At 66.0% G+C, this 23,591-nt stretch carries 12 protein-coding genes; 2 read left to right on the forward strand and 10 right to left on the reverse strand.

Features of this window, described 5'->3' with window-relative positions; genetic code table 11:
• Positions 1 to 30: 30 nt before the first annotated feature.
• The 4 genes from A9D14_RS11710 to lgt all read right to left on the reverse strand — a co-directional run bounded on the left by A9D14_RS11710 (position 31) and on the right by lgt (position 4,157).
• Positions 31 to 1,356 carry a cytochrome b gene (locus A9D14_RS11710; RefSeq protein ID WP_066846656.1) on the reverse strand — a complete coding sequence of 442 codons (1,326 nt, stop codon included), beginning with the start codon at positions 1,354 to 1,356 and terminating at the stop codon, positions 31 to 33.
• A gap of 12 nt (positions 1,357 to 1,368) precedes the next feature.
• Positions 1,369 to 1,947: a ubiquinol-cytochrome c reductase iron-sulfur subunit gene (gene petA, locus A9D14_RS11715; protein WP_066846659.1), complete on the reverse strand. Its 579-nt coding sequence runs from the start codon at positions 1,945 to 1,947 to the stop codon at positions 1,369 to 1,371.
• Between the two features lie 232 nt (positions 1,948 to 2,179).
• Positions 2,180 to 3,274, reverse strand: coding sequence for a class I SAM-dependent methyltransferase (locus A9D14_RS11720; RefSeq protein ID WP_066846660.1), 1,095 nt, complete (start codon positions 3,272 to 3,274; stop codon positions 2,180 to 2,182).
• 4 nt (positions 3,275 to 3,278) lie between these two features.
• A complete protein-coding gene (gene lgt / locus A9D14_RS11725; RefSeq protein WP_066846662.1) occupies positions 3,279 to 4,157 on the reverse strand; it encodes a prolipoprotein diacylglyceryl transferase in 879 nt (292 codons plus the stop codon).
• A gap of 260 nt (positions 4,158 to 4,417) precedes the next feature.
• On the opposite strand from lgt, the gene A9D14_RS11730 reads away from it, so the two are divergent.
• Both A9D14_RS11730 and A9D14_RS20310 read left to right on the forward strand, forming a co-directional pair.
• The gene (locus tag A9D14_RS11730) at positions 4,418 to 7,165 is read left to right on the forward strand and encodes a [protein-PII] uridylyltransferase (protein WP_066846665.1); all 2,748 of its coding nucleotides are present in this window, start codon (positions 4,418 to 4,420) and stop codon (positions 7,163 to 7,165) included.
• Positions 7,166 to 7,375: 210 nt separating this feature from the next.
• Entirely contained in the window at positions 7,376 to 8,677 is a 1,302-nt protein-coding gene (locus A9D14_RS20310) for an MlaA family lipoprotein (protein WP_083987888.1), read from the forward strand.
• Positions 8,678 to 8,697: 20 nt separating this feature from the next.
• Here A9D14_RS20310 and gltX read toward each other — a convergent pair whose 3' ends face one another.
• The 6 genes from gltX to rpoB all read right to left on the reverse strand — a co-directional run bounded on the left by gltX (position 8,698) and on the right by rpoB (position 23,575).
• On the reverse strand, positions 8,698 to 10,050 hold the full coding sequence (gltX, locus tag A9D14_RS11740; RefSeq protein WP_066846667.1) for a glutamate--tRNA ligase: 1,353 nt from the start codon (positions 10,048 to 10,050) through the stop codon (positions 8,698 to 8,700).
• A 41-nt stretch (positions 10,051 to 10,091) separates the two neighbouring features.
• Positions 10,092 to 10,616, reverse strand: a complete 525-nt coding sequence (locus tag A9D14_RS11745; protein ID WP_087910511.1) for a hypothetical protein — start codon at positions 10,614 to 10,616, stop codon at positions 10,092 to 10,094.
• Positions 10,616 to 12,277: an NAD+ synthase gene (locus A9D14_RS11750; protein ID WP_066849046.1), complete on the reverse strand. Its 1,662-nt coding sequence runs from the start codon at positions 12,275 to 12,277 to the stop codon at positions 10,616 to 10,618. The genes A9D14_RS11745 and A9D14_RS11750 overlap by 1 nt, the downstream gene beginning before the upstream one ends.
• Positions 12,278 to 12,425: 148 nt before the next feature.
• A complete protein-coding gene (locus A9D14_RS11755) occupies positions 12,426 to 14,744 on the reverse strand; it encodes a putative bifunctional diguanylate cyclase/phosphodiesterase (protein WP_066846671.1) in 2,319 nt (772 codons plus the stop codon).
• Positions 14,745 to 14,946: 202 nt separating this feature from the next.
• Positions 14,947 to 19,311 carry a DNA-directed RNA polymerase subunit beta' gene (rpoC, locus tag A9D14_RS11760; protein ID WP_083987889.1) on the reverse strand — a complete coding sequence of 1,455 codons (4,365 nt, stop codon included), beginning with the start codon at positions 19,309 to 19,311 and terminating at the stop codon, positions 14,947 to 14,949.
• 73 nt (positions 19,312 to 19,384) lie between these two features.
• Positions 19,385 to 23,575 (reverse strand): DNA-directed RNA polymerase subunit beta, encoded by a 4,191-nt coding sequence (gene rpoB, locus A9D14_RS11765; RefSeq protein ID WP_066846673.1) that lies wholly within the window; start codon positions 23,573 to 23,575, stop codon positions 19,385 to 19,387.
• Positions 23,576 to 23,591: the final 16 nt, after the last annotated feature.

Consider the following 23,591-nt stretch of genomic DNA (forward strand, 5'->3'; position numbering starts at 1 on the left):
CTTACGCGTCTTTCTGTGTTTTCGTCAGTCTCAGGCGGTGGCCGGACGGCCCGCGGGAGCATCGTGGGTGGTTTCGAGCGGCACGTGGTCGTGCGCCCCGCTCTTGTCGCCCAGCACGGCCTCGGTGATCGAGCCCGGCAGCGGCTTCGGCGTTTCGAAGCTCGACACCAGAGGCAGGATGATGAGGAAGTGCGCGAAGTAGTACAGCGCCGCGATCTGGCTCAGCATCACATAGGGTTCCTCTGCCGGCGCGCCGCCGCACCAGAACAGCACCGCCATCGCGGGGATCAGGCCGAACCAGAAGAACTTGCGGAACAGCGGCCGATACAGGCCCGAACGGACCGGCGAACGATCCAGCCAGGGCAGGAAGAACCACACCAGGATGGCGGCGAACATCGCGATCACGCCCATCAGCTTCGCCGGCAGGAACAGGAAGTCCTGGGTGAAGGCGCGCAGGATCGCGTAGAACGGCCAGAAGTACCATTCGGGCACGATATGCGCCGGGGTCGAAAGCGGGTTGGCCGGGATGTAGTTGTCCGGGTGGCCCAGCTGGTTCGGCATGAAGAACACGAACAGCGTGTAGAGCACGAGGAACACGCCCAGGCCGAAACCGTCCTTGGCGGTGTAATAGGGGTGGAACGGCACGGTGTCCGATTCCTGCTTCACTTCCACGCCCGTGGGGTTCGACGAACCCGGGATGTGCAGCGCCCAGATATGCAGGATGACGACACCCGCGATCACGAAGGGCAGCATGAAGTGCAGCGAGAAAAAGCGGTTCAGCGCGGCATTGTCGGGCGCGAAGCCGCCCAGCAGCCAGATCTGCAGCGGCTCGCCCACCAGCGGGATCGCGCCGAACAGGCCGGTGATCACCTTGGCACCCCAGAAGCTCATCTGACCCCAGGGAAGCACGTAGCCCATGAAGGCGGTCGCCATCATGAGCAGGAAGATGACTACGCCCAGCAGCCAGATCATCTCGCGCGGGGCCTTGTACGAGCTGAAGAACAGGCCGCGGAAGATGTGGATATAGACCACGACGAAGAAGAAGCTGGCGCCGTTCGCATGCGCATAGCGCATCATCCAGCCCCAGTTGACGTCGCGCATGATGTGCTCGACCGAATCGAAGGCAACCAGCGCGTTGGGCGCATAGTGCATCGCCAGGACCACGCCGGTGACGATCTGCAGCATCAGGCAGAAGCCCGCCAGCACGCCGAAGTTCCAGAAATAGTTCAGGTTGCGCGGCACGGGATAGCCGGCACCGATGGCGTTATAGACGAGGCGCGGAAGCGGCAGTTTCTCGTCCAGCCACTTCATGACCGGCTGCTTCGGCTCGTAATGCTTTGCCCAGGGGAAGCTCATCGTACTCTATCCTCAGCCCAGAACCACGGTGGTGTCGGAAGTGAACTCGTATTCCGGCACTTCCAGATTGAGCGGCGCAGGCCCTTTGCGGATGCGCGCGGCGGTGTCGTAGTGCGAGCCGTGGCAGGGGCAGAAATAGCCGCCGTACTCGCCGCGGTTCTCACCTTCGGCGGCGCCCAGCGGGACACAGCCGAGATGGGTGCACACGCCCATGGTGATCAGCCAGTTGGTCCGGCCTTCCTTGGTACGCTCTTCCAGAGTCTGCGGATCGCGCAATGCTGATAGCGGAACCGCGTCCGCTTCGGCAATTTCCCGTTCGGTCAGGTTGCGCACGAAGACCGGCTGCTTGCGGAACACCGCCTTGATCGCCTGCCCGGTCTCGATCGCGGAAAGATCGATCTCGGTCGTGGATTCGGCCAGCACGTCCTTGGACGGCGCCATCTGGCTGATCAGCGGATAGAGCACCGCAAGCCCGCCCACGCCGGCGGCGCTGACGGCGGCAATCTCGATGAAGTCGCGGCGGCGGACACCGGTCTCGCCTTCGCTGGTACCCTCGACGGTCCCTGTGGTGTCGATGGTCGCGTCTGCCATGCCAAATCCCTGAACTGACTGCGCGGGAGCACAGGATGCGCCCCGCCGCTTCGCTACGAATGTCCCAAGTCTTGGGAAGGTCGATCCCCGGCCAGGGGCTGTCCCGTCCAATCGCGACTGCGCCAGTGTGAACCCACGGATGGTGCCGATTCACGCAAGGCGAGGCCGCGGCAAGCCTCGTTCCGGGCACCCCATAGACACGAAGCTTGAAATTTCCAACAGCGATTTTGCTTTATGATGGCGCATGCGCAAGGCCGGCACCCTGCGGCCAGCCGGGCGCGGCCAGCGCCAGCACCTTGAAAAGCGATCCCATGGCCCGGGCCGACACCAGCCTGTCGAGCGCCTCGGCGACCGTTCCGGCCGATGCGGGATTGGCGCGCGCCAATGCCGCCGCGCGCTGCGCGATCCCCAGCGCCAGCAGGAATTCGCCCTGCTGCGCCATTCCGTCGACCCGGCACCCGGCGGCGCGCGCGGCATCCGCCAGAGCGGCGAAATCGACATGGGCGGTCAGGTCGGCGGCGCCGGGATCGGTGAAGGGATCGACCTTGCGGTGCGCGCGCACGGCCTGGAGGCTGGATCCGGTGAAGGGCTGCAGATGTCCGTAATCCAGCGCCAGCATCGCCCCGCCCTGCCTCGCCAGCCGGCCGCCCAGCTCGTGCATGATCGCGCTGGCGGCGGGGCAGACCTCGATCAGCGTATCGGCTGGCGCGTCGGCGCGGGCCGGGGGAATGGCCGAATCCATCGGGCGGTCGCCGGGAACGGGCACGAAGGATCGGGCATCCGGTTCGTCTGCATCCGTGCCCGCCAGCGCGACGACCATCTCGCGCCAGCCCCGCGGGGTGCGGACCAGCTGGCGGATCGGCAGCGCGTCGAAGAATTCGTTGGCGACGATCAGCAAAGGCCGATCCTCGGGCAGGCTGGCCGCGCTGTCGTGGAAGACCGGCGCATGCTCCGCCAGCAGGCTGCGCTGCGCCTCGCGCAGGACGGGCGAGGCTTCGACGAGGTGCACTTCGGGCCGCAGCCCCGCGCCCGCCATCACGCGCAGAGCGTCGCGCGCCAGGGTGCCGCGCCCCCCGCCCAGTTCGACGTAGCAGGCGTCATGCGATCCGGCGCGGACCGCCATGTCGGCCAGCCAGCCGCCCAGCATCTCGCCGAACATCTGGCTGATTTCGGGCGCGGTGACGAAATCGCCGGTGACGCCCAGCGGATCGCGATGCGCGTAATAATGCGCGTTCGCCTCGGCCATGTATTGCGCCAGCGGGATCGGCCCCAGATGCGCGATCGTCCGCGCGAGGCGCCCGGTCAGGCTGTCGTGCGGCCCGGCCACGCGTCTAGGCAGAGGGTGCCGTCTTGCCGGCGCGCAGGGCAGTGCCATGCGGCGGGCGGACCAGCGCGATGACGATCAGCGCCAGCCCGACCAGGATCATCGGCATGGTCAGCCACTGGCCCATCGAGAACCCGGTCTCCACCGCGAAATCGGCCAGCTGCTGGTCGGGCTCGCGGAAGAACTCGACCGTGAAGCGCGACAGGCCGTAGCCCAGCGTGAACACGCCCACCAGCAGCCCGGTGCGCCAGCGCGCCCGGGTCAGCCAGAACAGGCACAGCAGCACGATGCCCAGCACCAGCCCCTCGAGCGCAGCCTCGTACAGCTGGCTGGGATGGCGTGCGACCGGGCCGCCATGCGGGAACACCATCGCCCATGGCACGTCCGGCCCCGCTGCGCGGCCCCACAGCTCGCCGTTCACGAAGTTGGCGAGCCGTCCGAAGAATAGGCCGAAGGGCACGTTGACCGCGATATAATCGGCCACGCGGATGAATTGCAGCTTGCCGCGCCACGATACCCAGGCGATCGCCAGCACGGTGCCGATCATCCCGCCATGAAAGCTCATCCCCCCGTTCCACACCGACAACAGCGCGAGCGGATCCGACCACAGCGACGGTTCGTAGAAAGTGGCATAGCCCAGTCGCCCGCCGAAGATGACGCCCAGCGTACACCAGAAGAACAAATCCTCCGCATGGCGCTGCGCCAGCGGCGCGCCGGGCGATCTGATCATGCGCGTCAGGTGCCAGTACCCCAGCGCGATGCCCGCCAGATAGGCCAGCGAATACCAGCGCAGCGTGAAGAAGCCGAGGTCGATGCCCGGACGCAGGCCCAGGTTCTCCCAATAGATCGGCGCATTCGCCGCCGCAGCGGCCAGTTCGAGCGGCACTCGCAATTCTCCTTCGGGGCGCGGACGGGGCGCGGGGACCCGTTCGGGCGTCCGCATGGGCACCCGTGTTGCCGCCCGCGCGCGGCGCGCCGCTCTTTGGCACAGCGCGCCGCGCGATGAAAGAGAGCGCACAACCCGGGCGGCCCGATTGGCCCCGCCCTGGAAAAACGGCTATTCGCGACAATATAGGAAGGACCGGGATCGCAAGGATCGGGCCGCAGCGCCCCCCGCCACGCGTGACCCCCGTTGCAAGGAATCGCATGAGCCAGCCCCGCATACCCAACCAGCGCGCCATCATCGACCGGCGGAAACTGTCCGCCACGGTCGATGCGGCGGTTGATGCGGCGCAGGGCAAGATCAAGCGGCAGAAAATCGTCGCCATCCTCAAGGATGCGCTGGCCACGGGCCGCAAGGACATCGCCGCCCGCCTCGATGCCGAGCCGTCCGCCGGCCACAAGGTCGCCGCGGCGCAAAGCTTCCTGATCGACCAGCTGATCCGCGTGATCCACGACCATGTCATCACCCATGTCTATCCCGCCGCCAATCGCAGCGCGGGCGAGCGGCTGACGCTGGTCGCGGTCGGCGGATACGGCCGGGGCGAGATGGCGCCGCAGTCCGACGTGGACATCGCCTTCATCACCCCGATGAAGAACACTCCCTGGTGCGAGCAGGTGATCGAGGCGATCCTGTATTTCCTGTGGGACCTGGGGCTGAAGGTCGGCCATTCCAGCCGCAGCCTGGACGACATGGTCAAGATGGCGAAGCAGGACCTGACCATCCGCACCGCCTTGCTGGAAGGGCGCTTCCTGTGGGGCGACCAGGCCTTGTTCCAGAAGGCGAGCGACCGGTTCTGGGCCGATGTCGTCGCGGGATCGGAAAAGCAGTTCGTCGCCGAAAAGCTGCTGGAGCGCGAGGAGCGGCACAAGCGCATGGGCGATTCGCGCTATGTCGTCGAACCCAATGTGAAAGAGGGCAAGGGCGGCCTGCGCGACCTGCACACGCTCTACTGGATCGGCAAGTATATCCACAAGGTCCGCACCGCGTCCGAACTGGTCGATGCCGGCCTGCTGACCCGCACCGAATATCGCGCGTTCCGCCGGGCGGAAAACTTCTTCTGGGCGGTGCGCTGCCACCTCCACACCATCACCGGGCGCGAGGAGGACCGGCTGACCTTCGACCTGCAGCGCGAGGTGTCGGCCCGGATGAATTTCGTCGACCGCCCGGGGAAAAGCGCGGTCGAGCGCTTCATGCGGTTCTATTTCCTGCAGGTGAAGCGCGTGGGCAGCCTGACCGGCGTGTTCCTCGCCCAGCTGGACGAGCAGTTCGCCCGTTCCAAGCGGCCCAGCCTGATGACCCGTTTCCGCGACCGCACCCGCATCGTCGAGGGGTTCGAGATCTCGTCGGGCCGCATCAACGTGCCCAGCGACGATTTCTTCCAGCAGGACCCGGTGCGGCTGGTCGAGATCTTCACCCTCGCCAATGCCGAGGGGGTGGAGGTCCATCCCAATGCCATGCGGCTGGCCGACCGCGATTCGGGGCTGATCGACAACAAGGTGCGCCGCGACAAGCGCGCCAATGCGCTGTTGCTTGCCCTGCTGACCAGCCGCGACAATCCCGAGCTGGCCCTGCGCTGGATGAACGAGGCGAGCGTGTTCGGGCGCATCATGCCGGAATTCGGCCGCGTCGTGGCGCAGATGCAGTTCGACATGTACCACCACTATACCGTCGACGAGCACACGATCCGCGCCATCGGGGCGCTGGCCCGCATCGAATCGGGCGAAAGCGCCGAGACGCATCCGACCGCGACCGACATCATCGGCAAGATCAAGCATCGCCGCGCGCTGTATGTCGCGGTGCTGATGCACGACATCGCCAAGGGGCGCGGCGGCGACCATTCGATCCTGGGGGCCGAGGACGCGCTGAAGGTCGGTCCGCGGCTGGGGCTGGACGAGACCGAGACCGAGCTGGTCTCGTGGCTGGTCAGGCAGCATCTGCTGATGAGCGCGACCGCGTTCAAGCGCGACCTTGCCGATCCCAAGACAATCGCCGATTTCGTGGCCGAGGTGCAATCGCTCGAACGGCTGCGGCAATTGATGGTGCTGACGGTGGTCGACATCGGGGCGGTCGGTCCGGGCGTATGGAACAGCTGGAAAAGCCAGCTTCTGACAGACCTGTTCCACGCCGCCGAGGAACGCATCCGGCTGGGCCACAAGAGCGTGGGCCGCGAAAAAGGCGTCGAGATCAAGAAGGCTCAGGTCGCCGACCTGCTGGAGGGCGACAAGGGGCTGATCGACAGCGCGGGCAAGGCGATGCTGTCCTCCTACTGGATCGCCGAGGCGCCCGAGGTGATCGTGCCCAACCTGCGCCAGATCGACAGGATGGAAGGGCAGCGCAAGCTGTCGATCGAATGCCATTATTCCGAGAATCGCGGCGCGACGCTGGTCACCGTGATCGTGGGCGACCATCCCGGCCTGTTCAGCCGCATCGCGGGCGGCATCCATCTGGCGGGCGGAAACATCATCGACGCGCGCTTCCACACCAGCCGCAACGGCGTGGCGGTCGACAACCTGCTGGTGCAGGACCCGCTGGGCCGCCCGTTCCACGAACAGCACCAGATCGACCGGCTGAAGCAGGCGATCGAGGATTCGCTGGCGCACCGGAACGAGCTGGTTCCCGAGCTGGCGGCCCGCCCGCTGTCGCGCCTGCGCGCCCATGCGTTCGAGGTGAAGCCCCGGATCGAGTTCGACAATGACGCGTCGAACCGCTTCACCGTGATCGAGGTCAGCGCCCGCGACCGCCCCGCCCTGCTCAACCGCCTGGCGCGCGCCTTGTTCGAGGAGCGGCTGATGATACAATCGGCGCATGTGACGAATTATGGCGAACGCGCCGCCGATACGTTCTATGTGACCGATCTGCTTGGCGACAAGATCGTCTCGGAAAGCCGGATGAAGGCGATCGAGGCGAAATTGCTGGACGCGGTGCGCGCGACCGAGGAAGCTGCGGCCTGAATTCGGCGTCGACTGAACGGAGCGCCGGCCGAACGGGGCGCCGATCGAACGGGGCGCCGTGGACGAAATCAGATGGCGGCGGGGCACAAAGCCGCGCCGTGTGAGTTAATTCTCGGTTTAGATGGCCCTGCTACCGCATCAGGCGCTCCGCAATGGCGGGCGATTGCGGGGCGGGAACGGCCCCTGCCGGGTCGTATCAGGTGAGGTGGAATGGTAATTACGGGTCTGGCGGCAGCGATCGCCATGGGCGGCGCTGGCGTATCTGACGATGCGGGCTTTGCACGCAGATTGCACGAAGGCGGAACGTCCCGCGCGGCCGTGGCGATGGCAACTCCATTGCCCGCCGAACTGGTGCAGGCGCTGGAGCGCAAGCGCTTCGACATGCAGCCGCGGCTGGCGCTGGTGCAGGACATTCCCGATCCCGGCCCCGCGCCGGTGCCGGGCCAGCCCGAAACCCCGCCCGCGACGACGGAAGACCAGGACGTGCCTCCTCCCGCCGATGGCGGCGAGATCATCGTGCAGGGCGAAGTCGGCGCGCCAAGGGGCGATCCCGCCGAACGTGTCAATGCGCTCAGCTATGAGGTAGTCGACGCCGTCGACGAGGCGGTCGTCGAACCCATTGCCACGGCCTATGGCAGCTCGATCCCCGAACCGATCCGCGACGGGGTGGACAATTTCCTGTCCAACCTGGGCGAACCGGTCAGCGCGCTGCACTATCTTCTCCAGCTGAAGCCCGGCAGGGCACTGCAGACGCTGGGACGCTTTGCGATCAACACCACGATCGGCATCGGCGGCTTGTTCGACGTCGCGGCGAAGGAGCCGTTCTATCTGGAGCACCAGCCCAACGGCCTTGCCAATACGCTGGGCTATTACGGCGTGGGTCCCGGACCTTACCTGTATCTGCCGCTGATCGGGTCGACCACGGTGCGCGATCTGATCGGGCGCACGGTCGACCTGGCCGTTCTGCCGACGGTGATCGGAAAGCCGCTCAACAGCCCCTATTATGTCATCCCGGCGGGCACGCTCAATTCGCTGAACGACCGCATCGACAAGGACGCGCAGATCGCCTCGGTGCGCGAAAAATGCGGCGATCCCTATGCGGCCGAACGCGACCTGTATCTTATCCAGCGCGAGGCGGAAATCGAGGCGCTGAAGGGCAATGCCAACCCCGACCTGGGCGAAATCGGCGAGCGGCTGCAGTTCAATTGCGACATCGAGATCAGCGATACGCCCAGCGGCGTGACCCAGCAGACCGACTTTGTGCGTGAAAGCACCACGCTGATCGACGGCTCGTCCGGTTCGAAGGCCGCTGCCGAGGGTGAGTTCGATGCCGCGTCCGAACCGCAGCAGTCCGCACCCGATGCCGCGCCGGTGGATCCCCAGCCCTCCTACGAACCTGCGCCCTCCTACGAACCTGCGCCTGCCGCCGAGCCGGCGCCGCAGCCCGCGCCTGCACCGCAGCCGGTTTTGCAGTCGCGCCCGGTGGTGCAGCCCCTGCCCTCCGACGCCTAGTTTCCCGAATTAAGTCCGCGTCAGGCGGCGGGCCGCGATCCGGCGGCCCGCAGCCTTTGCGCTGCGCGGTCACGCCCTATCAGCGGCAGCAGGGCGTTCATGTCCGGCCCGTGATCGATGCCGGTCAGCGCCAGCCGCAGCGGCAGGAACAGCGCCTTGCCCTTGCGGCCGGTCGCCTGTTTCAGCGCTTCGGTCAGCGCCTTCCACGTGCCGCTCTCGTCGCTCCAGTCCATAGCCTCGGCCGCGTCGGCTGACGCGCCGACGAATGCGGCATCCTCATCCGACAGTTCGGGGCATTCGACCGGACCGGTCACGACCTGCCACCATTCGCGCGCATCGCTCACCCGCTCCAGGTTCGGGCGGATCGTCAGCCACGCCTTCTCATCCATGCCTTCGGGCAGGCGGGGCGCGGCGTCGGCATGGTCCATCGCATGCACCAGCTGCGCGTTGAGCCGCAGCAATTCCGCCTCGTCGAAGCGGGCGGGCGCGCGGCCGAAGGTGGACAGGTCAAAGCCGTCGGTCAGCGCCGTCATGTCTTGCTTCGCTTCCACCGGCTGCGAAGTGCCGATCCGAGCCAGCAGCGAATTGATCGCCATCGGCTCAAGCCCCTGCTCGCGGAAATCGGCCACGCCCGTGGAACCGAGACGCTTCGACAGTTTCCCTTCCCCGCCGACCAGCAGCGCCTCATGCGCGAAGCGCGGGGGCGGCGCATTAAGTGCGGTAAACATCTGTATTTGCACGGCAGTATTGGACACGTGATCCTCGCCGCGCAGAACGTCGGTGATGCCCATGTCGATATCGTCGATGCAGCTGGGCAGCATGTAGAGCCACGACCCGTCGGCGCGCCGCACAACCGGATCGGACATGGCCGATGCGTCGAAATGCTGCGGCCCGCGTATGCCGTCATCCCAGGCTATCGCCTCGCCGTGGTCCAGCCGGAAGCGCCAATGCGGCGCCTTGCCCTCTGCAGCAAAATGCGCGTGATCCTGGTCGGTCAGGTCCAGCGCGGCGCGGTCGTAGATCGGCGGCAGCTTGCGCCCCAGCAGGATCTTGCGCTTCAGATCCAGTTCCTGCGCCGTCTCATAGGCACGATAGACGCGACCCGCAGCCCTCAGCCGTTCGAACGCCTGCTCGTACAGCGCCAGCCTTGCCGATTGCCGCTCCTCGCCGTCCGGGGTCAGGCCAAGCCAGTCCAGATCGGCGCGGATCGCCTCGACAAAGTCCTCCCGCGACCGTTCGGCATCGGTGTCGTCGATGCGCAGCATGAAACGCCCGCCCGCCTTGCGCGCCAGCAGCGCATTATGCAGCGCGGTGCGGATATTGCCGACGTGAAGCTGCCCGGTGGGCGACGGAGCGAAGCGGGTGACGATCATGCGCTGCCCTATAGGCGCTTTCGCGGGCGATGAAACCGCCTCTACTGCGAGAAAAGCGTCACCGAACGGCCACCGCCCGACAGTTCGATGCCGTTCTGCGGCGTGCGCACGGCCGTATCGGCGGCATCCAGTGCCTGCATCGCCCGGTCGACGGCAGGCGGCACGCCGATCGTGCACAGCGCCGGCGGAGGGCGCGGCAGACCCTTCTGCGCCTCGGGCGGCGGGGGCGGTTCCAGCGTGATGCGGTCCCCCTCGATACGGTAGAGACGTACCAGCCCGGCGCATTGCGGCTCCCACCAGATCCTCTGGTCGGTGGCGGACAGGGCGATGCCGTAACTCTCGTCAAGCGGCTCGCCGTCGATCCCGGCCACGCGCCATTCGCCGGCCAGAGTGTCGACCGGCCCCGTTTCCACAACGGGCGCGGGGTCGGCAACGGGCGCAGGCGAGTCGGGCGCGGGCGAGTCGGGCCCGGCGACATCCTGCCGCCCGGCCGCATCGCGCGGTTCCGGCGCGTCGCCGCCGCATGCCGCCAGCGCAAGCGCCAGCAAGAGAGCAAGCCGCCGCATCAGCCCGACCGGAAACTGTGGGTGATGGGATAGCGCCGGTCGCGCCCGAAATTGCGCGCTCCCAGCTTCACGCCGGGCGCGGCCTGCCGCCGCTTGTATTCGGCCAGGTGCAGCAGCCGTTCGATGCGCTGGACCACCTCCCGATCGAACCCTTCCACGACAAGCTGGTCCACGCTCTTCTCGTGCTCCACCAGCCCGTGCAATATGCCGTCGAGCAGATCGTAGTCGGGCAGCGAATCGGAATCCTTCTGGTCGGGCCGCAACTCCGCGCTGGGCGGCTTGGCGATGATATTGGCCGGGATCACCTCGCCCTTCGGGACCTTGCCGATCTTGGGGCGGGCGCGATTGCGCCATCTAGCCAGTTCGAACACCGTCGTTTTATAGGCGTCCTTCAGCGGATTGTACCCGCCCGCCATGTCGCCATAGATGGTCGCATAGCCGACGCTCATCTCGCTCTTGTTGCCGGTGGTGACCAGCATGTGGCCGAACTTGTTCGACAGCGCCATCAGCGTGACGCCGCGGATGCGGGACTGGATGTTCTCCTCGGTCAGGTCGACGTCGCGGTCGGCGAAATCGCCCGCCAGCATGTCGTCGAAACCGGTCACGGCGGGCTGGATCGGGATGGTCGACAGGCGGCAGCCCAGCGCCTTGGCGCAGGCCTCGGCATCGTCGAGGCTGTCCTGGCTGGTAAAGCGGCTTGGCAGCATCACGCACCACACCCGGTCCGCGCCCAGCGCATCGACCGCGACCGCGGCGCATAGCGCGCTGTCGATCCCGCCCGACAGGCCCAGCAGCACGCCCGGAAAGCCGTTGTGGTCGACATAATCGCGCAGCGCCGTGACCATCGCGCAATAGATGTCTTCCGGATGGTCGGCCAGCCGGTGCAGCGCGCCCGGCACGCAGGACCAGCCATCGCGGCCCCTCACCCAGCGGGTCGAAATTTCCACCTCTTCCCAGTCGGGCAATTGCGCGGCCAGCGTGCCGTCGCCGTTGATGACGAAGCTGGCACCGTCGAACGCCAGCTCGTCCTGTCCGCCGACGCGGTTCAGATAGGCGAGCGGAACGCCGGTATCGATCGCGCGGCGCTTGGCGACGCCGTCGATGCGCAGCACGTCCTTGTCGATCTCGTACGGGCTGCCGTTGATGCAGATGAAGATCTGCGCGCCCATGTCGGCCAGGTGGCGGCACACGTCGGGGTGCCAGATATCCTCGCAGATCGGCAGGCCCAGCATCGCGCCGCGGAACAGCACCGGGTCGGGCAGGTCGCCGGGGGTGAACAGGCGCTGCTCGTCGAACGTGCCGTAATTGGGCAGCTCGTGCTTGAAGCGCGTGGCGGTGATGCGCCCGCCGTCCAGCAGCGCGACGCCATTGTGCAGCGCCCCGTCGCGCACGAACACGCTGCCGACCAGCATGCCGGGCCCGTCCTCGTCCGTCGCACTGGCCAACCGGTCGAGTTCGGCGGCGGCGCGTTCGATCAGCGCGGGTTTCAGCACCAGATCCTCGGGCGGATAGCCGATCAGGTGCATTTCGGGAAAGACGATCAGGTCCGCGCCCGCCGCCCTGGCTCGCTGGCGTGCGGCCAGCATGGCATCGGCATTCCCGGCGAGATCGCCGACACGCTGGTTATGTTGGGCGAAAGTGATCGTGAGCGTATCGGCCATGTCCATCGTCTAGGAAGCGGGCGCGGAACCGACAACTGCAAATGCGCGCGATTTCCCCCGCCGCGATTCGCTCGGCGCTCTCGTCACGCTGCGCCTGGCCCTGTCACGCTGCGCCAGCGTTCTCGTCACGCTGCGCTCGGCCTTATTGTCACGCTGCGCTCGGCAGGTGCCGGATCGCGCTGCGCCAATGCTCGCGCTCGCCGTCGAGCGGGCGGCCATCGCTGAGTTCCTCGATATTGAAGGGGTACGAGATGTAATAGCCCTGCACCTCGGTGCAGCCCGCCTGCCGCAGCCAGTCGAGCTGTTCCTTGCGTTCCACCCCCTCGGCCACCGTGTCCATGCCCAGCGTGCCCGCCAGCGAGGTGACGGCGCGGATGATCGCCTGGCAATCCTCGCGCTGTTCGAGGTCGGCGACGAAGCATTTGTCGATCTTGATCTTGTCGAACGGAAAGCTGCGCAGATAATTGAGCGAGGAATAGCCCGTCCCGAAATCGTCGAGCGAGATCCGCACACCCAGTTCGCGCAGCTTGTGCAGCAACGCGACATTGGCCTCGGATTCCTGCATCAGCACGTTTTCGGTGATCTCCAGCTCGATCCGGCCGGGATCGATGCCCGTATGCGCGATCGCGGTGACCAGCTGCGACATCAGCCGCGGGCTGCGCAGCTGGATGGGCGACAGGTTGATCGCCACGCGCAGCCCCTCGCGCCAGGTGGCGGCCTGCATGATCGCGTTGCGCAGGATCCATTCGCCCAGCGGCACGATCAGGCCGGTATCCTCGGCGATGGGGATGAACTCGCCCGGCATCACGACGCCCAGCGTCGGGTGATCCCAGCGCACCAACGCCTCGAACCCGGCGACCTCGCCGCTGTCGATCTTGACCAGCGGCTGGAAATGCAGCGCGAACTGCCCTTCCCTGATCGCGGAGCGCAGGTCGGATTCCAGCGCAGCGCGCTCGCGCTCGCGGTCCTCCATCCACGGTTCGAAGCGCGCGAAACAGCCGCGCCCGCGCGCCTTGGCGGCATAGAGCGCCAGATCCGCCTGCCGCAGCAGATCGTCAGAATTGCCGCCGGTGCCGCTGAAGAACGCGACCCCCACGCTGGTCGAGATATTGAGCTTCTGCCCCTCTATCCGGAAGGGTTCGCAAATCGCCTCGACGATGCGTTCGGCCACCGCCAGCGCTTCCTCGGTATCGCGGAACCGGGTCAGCAGCACGGCGAATTCATCCCCGCCCAGCCGCGAGACGAGGTCGTGGCCCTTGACCTTGCTGGTGATGCGGCGCGCCGCCTCGGTCAGCAGCAGGTCGCCGCAGCTGTGGCCAAGCGTGTCGTTGATCGTCTTGAAATGGTCGAGGTCGAGATAGAGCAGCGCGCACTTGTCGCTCCGCCGCTGGCGTGCGAGCTGCCCGGCCAGCGTTTCGCCGAACAGGAAGCGATTGGCCAGACCCGTCAGCCCGTCGTGATGCGCCATATAGGCGACCCGCTGTTCGGTGCGGCGCGCGGCGGTAACGTCGCGGGCGACGCCGCGGATCGTGCCGTCCTCGCGCGGGGAGGCCGACAGCATCCACCAGCGCCCGCCGATCGACTCGTCCGCCGTGTCGGCCAGCTCGATCGTCAGGTCGCGGAACGGTTCGCGGCGCAGCAGACGGTGCGAAAGATGCTCGCGCGCGGGGCCGGGCCTGAACAGGCTGACAAGTTCCTTGCCCTCGATCTCGGGCGGGGGCAGCGCGGCCGCTTCGCCGAACCGGTCGCATACGCCGACCAGGCAGCCCGCGTGGTCGACGCGCCACAGCCAGTCCGCGCTCTGCGCCTCGTAATCGTGGAGCAGCAGCTGGATCGTCTCCGCGCTTTCGTGAACCTCGAACTCGGCATGGAAGCGCGCTTCATAGACGGCGGCATCGGCGCGGAAGCAGTACAGCACCACCGCGGCATAAAGCGTCATGATCGGGATATTGACGAAATCGCTGACCGGCCCGCTGAGCGCCGTCGCCATGACGCCGCCCGCGACAAAGGCCACCGTCAGCGAGATGCCGACCCGCGGCATCGAGCGCAACGTGATGGCGGAGGTCGTGAGCATGCCGATCAGCAGGATGCACACCGTCACCCGCGCCGGGTAGTCCAGCAGCGACCCGATCAGCGACAGGCAGCCCGCCCAGCACAGCGCATCGCCATAGGCGAGCCATTCGGCCATCTGCGCCTGGCGGCTGATATAGCCGAAATCGATGGTCAGCGCGTCGATCCGCCTTGCCTGCCAGATGCGGGCCCCGCTGACGGCGCCGACGATCACCAGCCAGGCGGCGGACAACATGTGCCAGGCCGCCAGCGCGCCGCGCGGAGCCAGGTTCCACACGATCATCGCCGATAGCGCGCTAAGCATCACCGCAACGGGCGCGCGGCGGGCGTAATCGGCCAGCCGCCGGGCCAGCAGCAATTCGTCGCGGCTTAGAACCGCCGCCTGCCTTGTGCGCATTGCCCCCGCCTTCCGCCCCGAATTCGTCAACCCGGTGGCTAGAGGACAGAAGTTAATATCCGCGTAAAACAGTACCCTGTACTTTTATTCTTTCGTCCGAACCCGGCGGGCAAGGAAAAGCCCCGGCAAAAGCGCAGCCGTGGGCCGCGCCTTCACCGGGGCTGATCCTGTCGCCAGGGCAGGCCCGCCGGTCGTTCAGCGATCAGGCGTTGTCGTCGCCGTCCTGATCGGTCTCGACCGTCTGGTCTGCACCGGTCTCCTCGACTGCCGCTGCGTCGCCGTCGGCGGCTTCGGGGTTCAGGTAATCGCCCGCATCCGCGTCGGTGCCGCGGGTCTCACCCTCGACCGCCGCCAGCGGATCGTCGCCGATCGCCGCTTCCGGACCCTGGGCCAGCTCGGCCTCGTGCTCGGCTGCGGCGGTGTCTGCCGCGATCAGCGCTTCCTGCATCTTGCGATACTGGGCGCGCAGGGCTGCATCGCGGCTGTTGGCCGTGACGCGGACCCGGTTCATGCCCGCGCCGGTACCGGCGGGGATGAGGCGGCCCACGATCACGTTTTCCTTCAGACCGATCAGCGAGTCCTTCTTTCCTTCGACCGCCGCCTGCGTCAGCACGCGGGTGGTTTCCTGGAACGAAGCGGCCGAGATGAAGCTGCGGGTTTGCAGCGACGCCTTGGTGATGCCCAGCAGGACCGGCTTGCCTTCGGCCGGTTCCTTGCCCTTGCCCAGCTTGGAGTTGTACTCGAGCATTTCCTCCAGATCGACCTGCTCGCCCGGCAGCAGCGTGGTGTCGCCGCCGTTCGTGATCTCGACCTTCTGCAGCATCTGGCGAACGATCGTCTCGATGTGCTTGTCGTTGATCTTCACGCCCTGCAAGCGATAGACTTCCTGGATCTCGTTCACGAGATACTCGGCCAGCGCCTCGATCCCCAGAACTTCCAGAATGTCATGCGGATCGGGCGAGCCGCTGATCAGATTGTCGCCCTTCTTGACGAAGTCGCCTTCCTGGACGTCGATCACCTTGGACTTGGGGATCAGGTACTCGACCGGTTCGCCCTCTTCCGGGATGATCGCGATCTTGCGCTTTGCCTTGTAGTCGCGGACGAACTCGATCCGGCCCGAGACCTTGGCGATGACCGCATTGTCCTTGGGCTTGCGCGCCTCGAACAGCTCGGCAACGCGCGGCAGACCGCCGGTGATGTCGCGGGTCTTGGCGGCTTCACGGCTGGCACGGGCCAGAATGTCGCCGGCCTGCACTTCCGCACCATCCTCGACCGACAGCGACGTGCCCGGGGCAAGCATGTAGCGCGCCGCCTCGGTCTCGTCGCTCGCCTGGCCCAGCAGGGTGATCCGCGGACGCAGATCTTCCTTCTTGGACCGGCCCGCGGCGCGATATTCGGTCACGACGCGCTGGGCGATGCCCGTCGCTTCGTCGACCTGCTCGGTCATGGTCTTGCCGTCGATGATGTCCTGGTACTTCACGACACCCGACTGCTCGGTGATGATCGGCAGCGTGAACGGATCCCATTCGGCCATCCGGTCGCCCTGCTTCACCTGGGCCCCGTCGTCGAACAGGATGACGGTACCGTAAGGCACGCGGTGCATTTCGCGCTCGCGCCCTTCGGCGTCGATCACCAGGATCTCGCCGCTGCGGGCCATCGACAGGCGCCGGCCGCGCTTGTCGGTGATGGTCGGCATGTCGCGATAGACAAGCTTGCCGTCCGACACCGCTTCCAGATGCGAGGTTTCGTTGAGCTGCGCCGCGCCGCCGATGTGGAACGTCCGCATCGTCAGCTGGGTGCCGGGCTCGCCGATCGACTGCGCGGCGATCACGCCGACAGCCTCGCCGATGTTGACCGGCGTACCGCGCGCCAGGTCACGGCCATAGCATTTGCCGCACACGCCCTGCTGCGCTTCGCAGACCAGCGGAGAGCGGATCTTGGCGACCTGCGCCTCGGCTTCCTCGATCGTCTTGATCGCTGCCTCGTCCAGCAGCTGGCCCTTGCTGGCCAGCACTTCGCCGGTCTTGGCGTGGACGATGTCCTCGGCCAGGGTACGGCCCAGGATACGCTCGCCCAGCGAGGCGATGGTCGAACCGCCCTGGATGATCGCGCGCATTTCCAGCGCCTTCTCGGTCCCGCAATCCTCTTCCACGATCACGCAGTCCTGCGAGACGTCGACCAGTCGGCGGGTCAGGTAACCCGAGTTCGCGGTCTTGAGCGCGGTGTCCGCGAGGCCCTTGCGGGCGCCGTGGGTGGAGTTGAAGTATTCAAGGACGGTCAGGCCTTCCTTGAAGTTCGAGATGATCGGCGTCTCGATGATCTCGCCCGAAGGCTTGGCCATCAGGCCGCGCATGCCGGCCAGCTGCTTCATCTGCGCCGGGCTGCCACGCGCACCGGAGTGCGACATCATGTAGATCGAGTTGATCGGCTTGAGACGGCCGGTGTCCTCGTCCTTGGGCTGGGCCTTGATCTCGTCCATCATGGCGGCTGCGACCTGGTCGCCGCAACGGCTCCACGCGTCGATCGCCTTGTTGTACTTTTCCTGCCAGGTGATCAGGCCGTCCTGGTACTGCTGCTCGTATTCCGCGACCTGGTTCTTGGTCTCCTCGACCAGCGGTTCCTTGGCGTCGGGGATGATCATGTCGTCCTTGCCGAACGAGATGCCCGCACGGCACGCGTGGCGGAAGCCCAGCACCATGATGGCGTCGGCGAACAGCACCGTGTCCTTCTGGCCGGTGTGGCGATAGACCTGGTCGATGACGTCGCCGATGTCCTTCTTGGTCAGCAGGCGGTTGACGACCTCGAACGGAACCTTGTGGTTCTTGGGCAGGCATTCGCCGATCAGCATGCGGCCCGGAGTAGTCTCCACGCGCTTGAGATAGGTCTTGCCGGCCTCGTCCGACTGCGGAACGCGGGTCACGATCTTCGAGTGAAGCGTCACCGCACCCACTTCGAGAGCCTGGTGCACCTCGGCCATGTCGCCCAGCATGCTGCCTTCGCCCGGCTCACCCTCGAGGTCCATCGAGAGGTAATACAGGCCCAGCACCATGTCCTGCGAAGGCACGATGATCGGCTTGCCGTTGGCGGGCGACAGGATGTTGTTGGTCGACATCATCAGCACGCGCGCTTCCAGCTGGGCTTCCAGCGAAAGCGGCACGTGGACAGCCATCTGGTCGCCGTCGAAGTCGGCGTTGAAGGCCGAGCAGACGAGCGGGTGCAGCTGGATCGCCTTGCCTTCGATCAGCACGGGCTCGAACGCCTGGATGCCAAGACGGTGCAGCGTCGGCGCGCGGTTCAGCAGAACCGGGTGCTCGCGGATCACCTCGTCCAGGATGTCCCAGACTTCCTTGCGCTCCTTCTCGACCCACTTCTTCGCCTGCTTGAGGGTCATGGACAGACCCTTGGCGTCGAGGCGGGCGTAGATGAACGGCTTGAACAGTTCGAGCGCCATCTTCTTGGGCAGGCCGCACTGATGCAGCTTCAATTCCGGCCCGGTCACGATGACCGAACGGCCCGAATAGTCGACGCGCTTGCCCAGCAGGTTCTGGCGGAAGCGGCCCTGCTTGCCCTTCAGCATGTCGGACAGCGACTTCAGCGGACGCTTGTTTGCACCCGTGATGACGCGGCCGCGGCGGCCGTTGTCGAACAATGCGTCGACGGCTTCCTGCAGCATGCGCTTTTCGTTGCGAACGATGATGTCCGGCGCGCGCAGCTCCATCAGGCGCTTGAGGCGATTGTTGCGGTTGATCACGCGGCGATACAGATCGTTGAGGTCCGAGGTCGCGAAGCGGCCACCGTCGAGCGGCACCAGCGGGCGCAGTTCGGGCGGGATGACCGGCACGACTTCAAGGATCATCCACTCGGGACGGTTGCCCGAATCGATGAAGCTCTCGACGACCTTCAGACGCTTGATGATCTTCTTGGGCTTGAGCGCCGACTTCGTGGTCGCGAGTTCCTCCATGAGGTCGTCGCGCTCCTGCTCGAGGTCGAGGTCCATGAGCATGGTCTTGACCGCCTCGGCACCGATCGCGGCGCTGAAGGCGTCCTCGCCATATTCGTCCTGCGCGTCGAGAAGCTCGTCCTCGGTCAGCAGCTGGAACTTCTCGAGCGGGGTGAGGCCCGGCTCGGTCACGATATAGCTCTCGAAATACAGCACGCGCTCAAGCTGCTTGAGCTGCATGTCGAGCAGCAGGCCGATGCGCGAAGGCAGCGACTTCAGGAACCAGATATGCGCGACGGGCGCGGCCAGCTCGATGTGGCCCATGCGTTCGCGGCGCACCTTGGTCACGGTGACCTCGACGCCGCACTTCTCGCAGACGACGCCCTTGTACTTCATGCGCTTGTACTTGCCGCACAGGCACTCATAGTCCTTCACGGGGCCGAAGATGCGCGCGCAGAACAGACCGTCACGCTCGGGCTTGAACGTGCGGTAGTTGATGGTCTCGGGCTTCTTGATCTCGCCGAAGGACCAGCTGCGGATACGCTCCGGGCTCGCCAGGCCGATCTGGATCTGGTCGAAGGTCTCGGGCTTGGCAGCCGGGTTCGCGAATTTCGTCAGTTCGTTCATTTTTCAAATCCCTATGAGGGGAAAACTTCTGGTGGCGGGTAGACGGGCCGCCCGGGGGAGCGGCCCTGTCCCTTTATTCCGCCGCCTGGGTCAGGGCCGGACCGTCCTCGTCGCTGTCGTCGGTCAGCGAGGACAACTCGACGTTCAGACCCAGCGAGCGCATTTCCTTGACGAGCACGTTGAAGCTCTCGGGAATGCCGGCCTCGAAGGTGTCGTCGCCCTTGACGATCGCTTCATAGACCTTGGTGCGGCCGACCACGTCGTCGGACTTCACCGTCAGCATTTCCTGCAAGGTGTACGCCGCGCCATAGGCCTGCAGCGCCCAGACCTCCATCTCGCCGAAGCGCTGGCCGCCGAACTGCGCCTTGCCGCCCAGCGGCTGCTGGGTGACGAGCGAGTAGGGGCCGATCGAACGCGCGTGGATCTTGTCGTCGACCAGGTGGTGCAGCTTCAGCATGTAGATGTAGCCCACGGTCACCTTGCGGTCGAACGCGTCGCCGGTACGCCCGTCGAACAGCGTTACCTGGCCCGATCCGGGCAGGCCCGCCTTCTCGAGCATCGCGGTCACGTCGCTCTCGCGCGCGCCATCGAACACCGGGGTGCCCATCGGGACGCCGTTCTTCAGATAGCCCGCCAGTTCGACGATCTCGGCCGGTGAACGGCCTTCGATGTCCTCGTGGTAGTTCTCGCCGTAGACGTCCTTCAGCTTCTCGACCACGGCCGTCGGCGGAGCCGCCGCTTCCGGATCGGGATTGTCCTCGCGCCACTGCTCCAGCGCCGCGGTGACCTGCTGGCCCAGACCGCGCGCAGCCATGCCAAGGTGGGTCTCGAAGATCTGACCGACGTTCATGCGCGAAGGCACGCCCAGCGGGTTCAGCACCAGGTCGACGGGGGTGCCGTCTTCCAGGAAGGGCATGTCCTCGGCAGGCAGGATGCGCGAAATCACACCCTTGTTGCCGTGGCGGCCGGCCATCTTGTCGCCCGGCTGCAGCTTGCGCTTCACCGCGACGAAGACCTTGACCATCTTCAGCACGCCCGGAGCCAGCTCGTCGCCGCGCTCCAGCTTTTCCTTGCGGTCCTCGAACTTGGCGTTGATGGCCTTGACGCTCTCGTCGTACTGGCTCTTCACCGCTTCAAGCTGCTGCTGGCGATTGTCGTCGGCCACCGCGAACTTGAACCATTCGAAACGCTCGAGCTCGTCGAGCATCTCGTCGGTGATCTCCACACCCTTCTTGATGCCCTTGGGCGCTGCCGAAGCCGTCTGGCCGACCAGCATGTCGCGGAGGCGATTATAGGTCGCGCGGTTGAGGATCGCACGCTCGTCCTCGCGGTCCTTGGCGAGGCGTTCAATTTCCTCGTTCTGGATCGCGCGGGTACGGTCGTCCACCTCGATGCCGTGGCGGTTGAACACGCGCACGTCGACGATGGTGCCCGACACGCCCGGCGGCAGGCGAAGCGAGGTGTCGCGCACGTCGCTGGCCTTTTCGCCGAAGATGGCGCGCAGCAGCTTTTCCTCGGGCGTCATCGGGCTTTCACCCTTGGGCGTGATCTTGCCGACAAGGATGTCGCCCGGATGCACTTCGGCGCCGATATAGACGATGCCCGCCTCGTCGAGGTTGCGAAGCGCTTCCTCGCCGACGTTCGGGATGTCGCGGGTGATGTCCTCGGGACCCAGCTTGGTGTCGCGGGCCATCACCTCGAACTCGTCGATGTGGATCGAGGTGAACACGTCGTCCTTCACGATGCGTTCGCTGATCAGGATCGAGTCCTCGTAGTTGTAGCCGTTCCACGGCATGAACGCGACGAGGCTGTTGCGGCCCAGCGCCAGCTCACCCAGGTCGGTCGAGGGACCGTCGGCGATGATGTCGCCGGTCTCGATGACCTCGCCCACCTTCACCAGCGGGCGCTGGTTGATGCAGGTGCTCTGGTTCGAACGCTCGAACTTCTGCAGGCGGTAGATGTCGACGCCCGACTGGCCGGCCTCGACGTCGCCCTGCGCGCGGATCACGATACGGGTCGCGTCGACCTGGTCGACGATACCGCCGCGCTTGGCGCTGATCGCGGCGCCCGAATCGCGGGCCACGGTCTCTTCCATGCCGGTGCCGACGAAAGGCGCTTCGGCCTTCACCAGCGGCACGGCCTGGCGCTGCATGTTCGATCCCATCAGCGCGCGGTTGGCGTCATCGTTCTCGAGGAACGGGATCAGCGATGCCGCGACCGACACGAGCTGCTTGGGCGACACGTCCATCAGCGTGACCTGCTCGGACGGGCTCATCACGAACTCGCCGTTCTGGCGGGCCGAGACGAGATCCTCGACGAACTGGCCGTCGCCGTCGATCTCGGCCGAAGCCTGCGCGACGGTGTTCTTCTGCTCTTCCATCGCCGACAGGTACTGGACGTCGCCGGTCACCTTGCCGTCGATCACCTTGCGGTACGGCGTCTCGATGAAGCCGTACTTGTTGACGCGCGCAAAGGTCGACAGCGAGTTGATCAGGCCGATGTTCGGGCCTTCGGGCGTTTCGATCGGGCAGATGCGGCCATAGTGGGTCGGGTGGACGTCGCGGACTTCGAAGCCTGCACGTTCACGCGTCAGACCGCCGGGTCCGAGCGCCGACACGCGGCGCTTGTGCGTCACTTCGGACAGCGGGTTGGTCTGGTCCATGAACTGCGACAGCTGCGAGGAACCGAAGAACTCGCGCACCGCCGCCACGGCGGGCTTCGCGTTGATCAGGTCGTTCGGCATCACGGTCGACACGTCGACGCTGCTCATCCGCTCCTTCACCGCGCGTTCCATGCGCAGCAGGCCGACGCGGTACTGGTTCTCCAGCAGCTCGCCCACCGAACGCACGCGGCGGTTGGCCAAATTGTCGATGTCGTCGACTTCGCCCTTGCCGTCCTTCAGGTCGACCAGCTCCTTGACGACGGCAAGGATATCCTCGCGCCGCAGGGTGGTGATCGTGTCCTCGGCGTCGAGGCCGAGGCGCATGTTCAGCTTGACGCGGCCCACGGCCGAAAGGTCATAGCGCTCGCCGTCGAAGAACAGGCCTTCGAACAGGGCTTCGGCAGTTTCCTTCGTCGGCGGCTCGCCGGGGCGCATCACCTTGTAGATGGCTTCCAGGCCCATCTCGCGGTTCTCGGCCTTGTCGGCCTGCATGGTGTTGCGGATCCACGGACCGGTGTTGACGTGGTCGACGTCCAGCAATTCCAGGCGGTCGACGCCGGCATTGTCCAGCGCTTCCAGATTCTCGGGCGAAACTTCGTCGCCCGCCTCGATCCAGATGCGGCCGGTCGATTCGTCGATCATGTCCTTGGCGGCATAGCGGCCGAAGATTTCCTCGGTCGGGATCAGCAGGTCGGTCAGGCCGTCCTTCTGCGCCTTGTTGGCGGCGCGCGGGCTGATCTTGGTGCCGGCGGGGAACACGACCTCGCCCGAGCTCGCATCGACGATGTCGAACGCGGGCTTCTGGCCGCGCCATGCCTCGGGCGTGAACGGGATCTTCCAGCCGTTCTCGGCACGCTGCCACACGACCATGTTGTAGAAATGCTCGAGGATTTCCTCGGAATCGAGGCCGAGCCCATAGAGCAGCGCCGTGACCGGCAGCTTGCGCTTGCGGTCGATGCGGACGTTGACGATGTCCTTGGCGTCGAATTCGAAGTCCAGCCACGAGCCGCGATACGGAATCACGCGCGCGGCGAACAGATACTTGCCGCTGGAGTGCGTCTTGCCGCGGTCATGGTCGAACAATACGCCCGGCGAACGGTGCATCTGCGACACGATCACGCGTTCGGTGCCGTTGACGATGAACGTGCCGTTCCCGGTCATGAGCGGCATGTCGCCCATGTACACGTCCTGCTCCTTGATATCGAGCACGGAGCGGGCTTCGGTGTCGGGATCGATCTCAAACACGATCAGGCGCAGCGTCACCTTCATCGGAGCCGCATAGGTGATGCCGCGCTGGCGGCATTCGGTCGTGTCGTACTTGGGCTCTTCCAGCTCGTAGTGGACGAAGTCCAGCTCGCTGGTGCCGGCGAAGTCGCGGATCGGGAACACCGAACGCAGCGTTTTTTCCAGGCCCGAGACATAGCCGGTCGCCGGATCGGAACGCAGGAACTGCTCGTAGCTTTCGCGCTGCACCTCGATCAAATTGGGCATCTGCACGACTTCGTGGATGTCGCCGAAGATCTTGCGGATGCGCTTCTTCTTGGTGCCGATCCCGCGGGCGTTTTCGCTGCGGGGTGCGGTGTCGTCGAGCTGGGTTGCCATAAGAGAGGGAGCCTCT

Origin of the sequence: Croceicoccus marinus (assembly GCF_001661675.2) — a bacterium.
GTDB lineage: Bacteria > Pseudomonadota > Alphaproteobacteria > Sphingomonadales > Sphingomonadaceae > Croceicoccus > Croceicoccus marinus.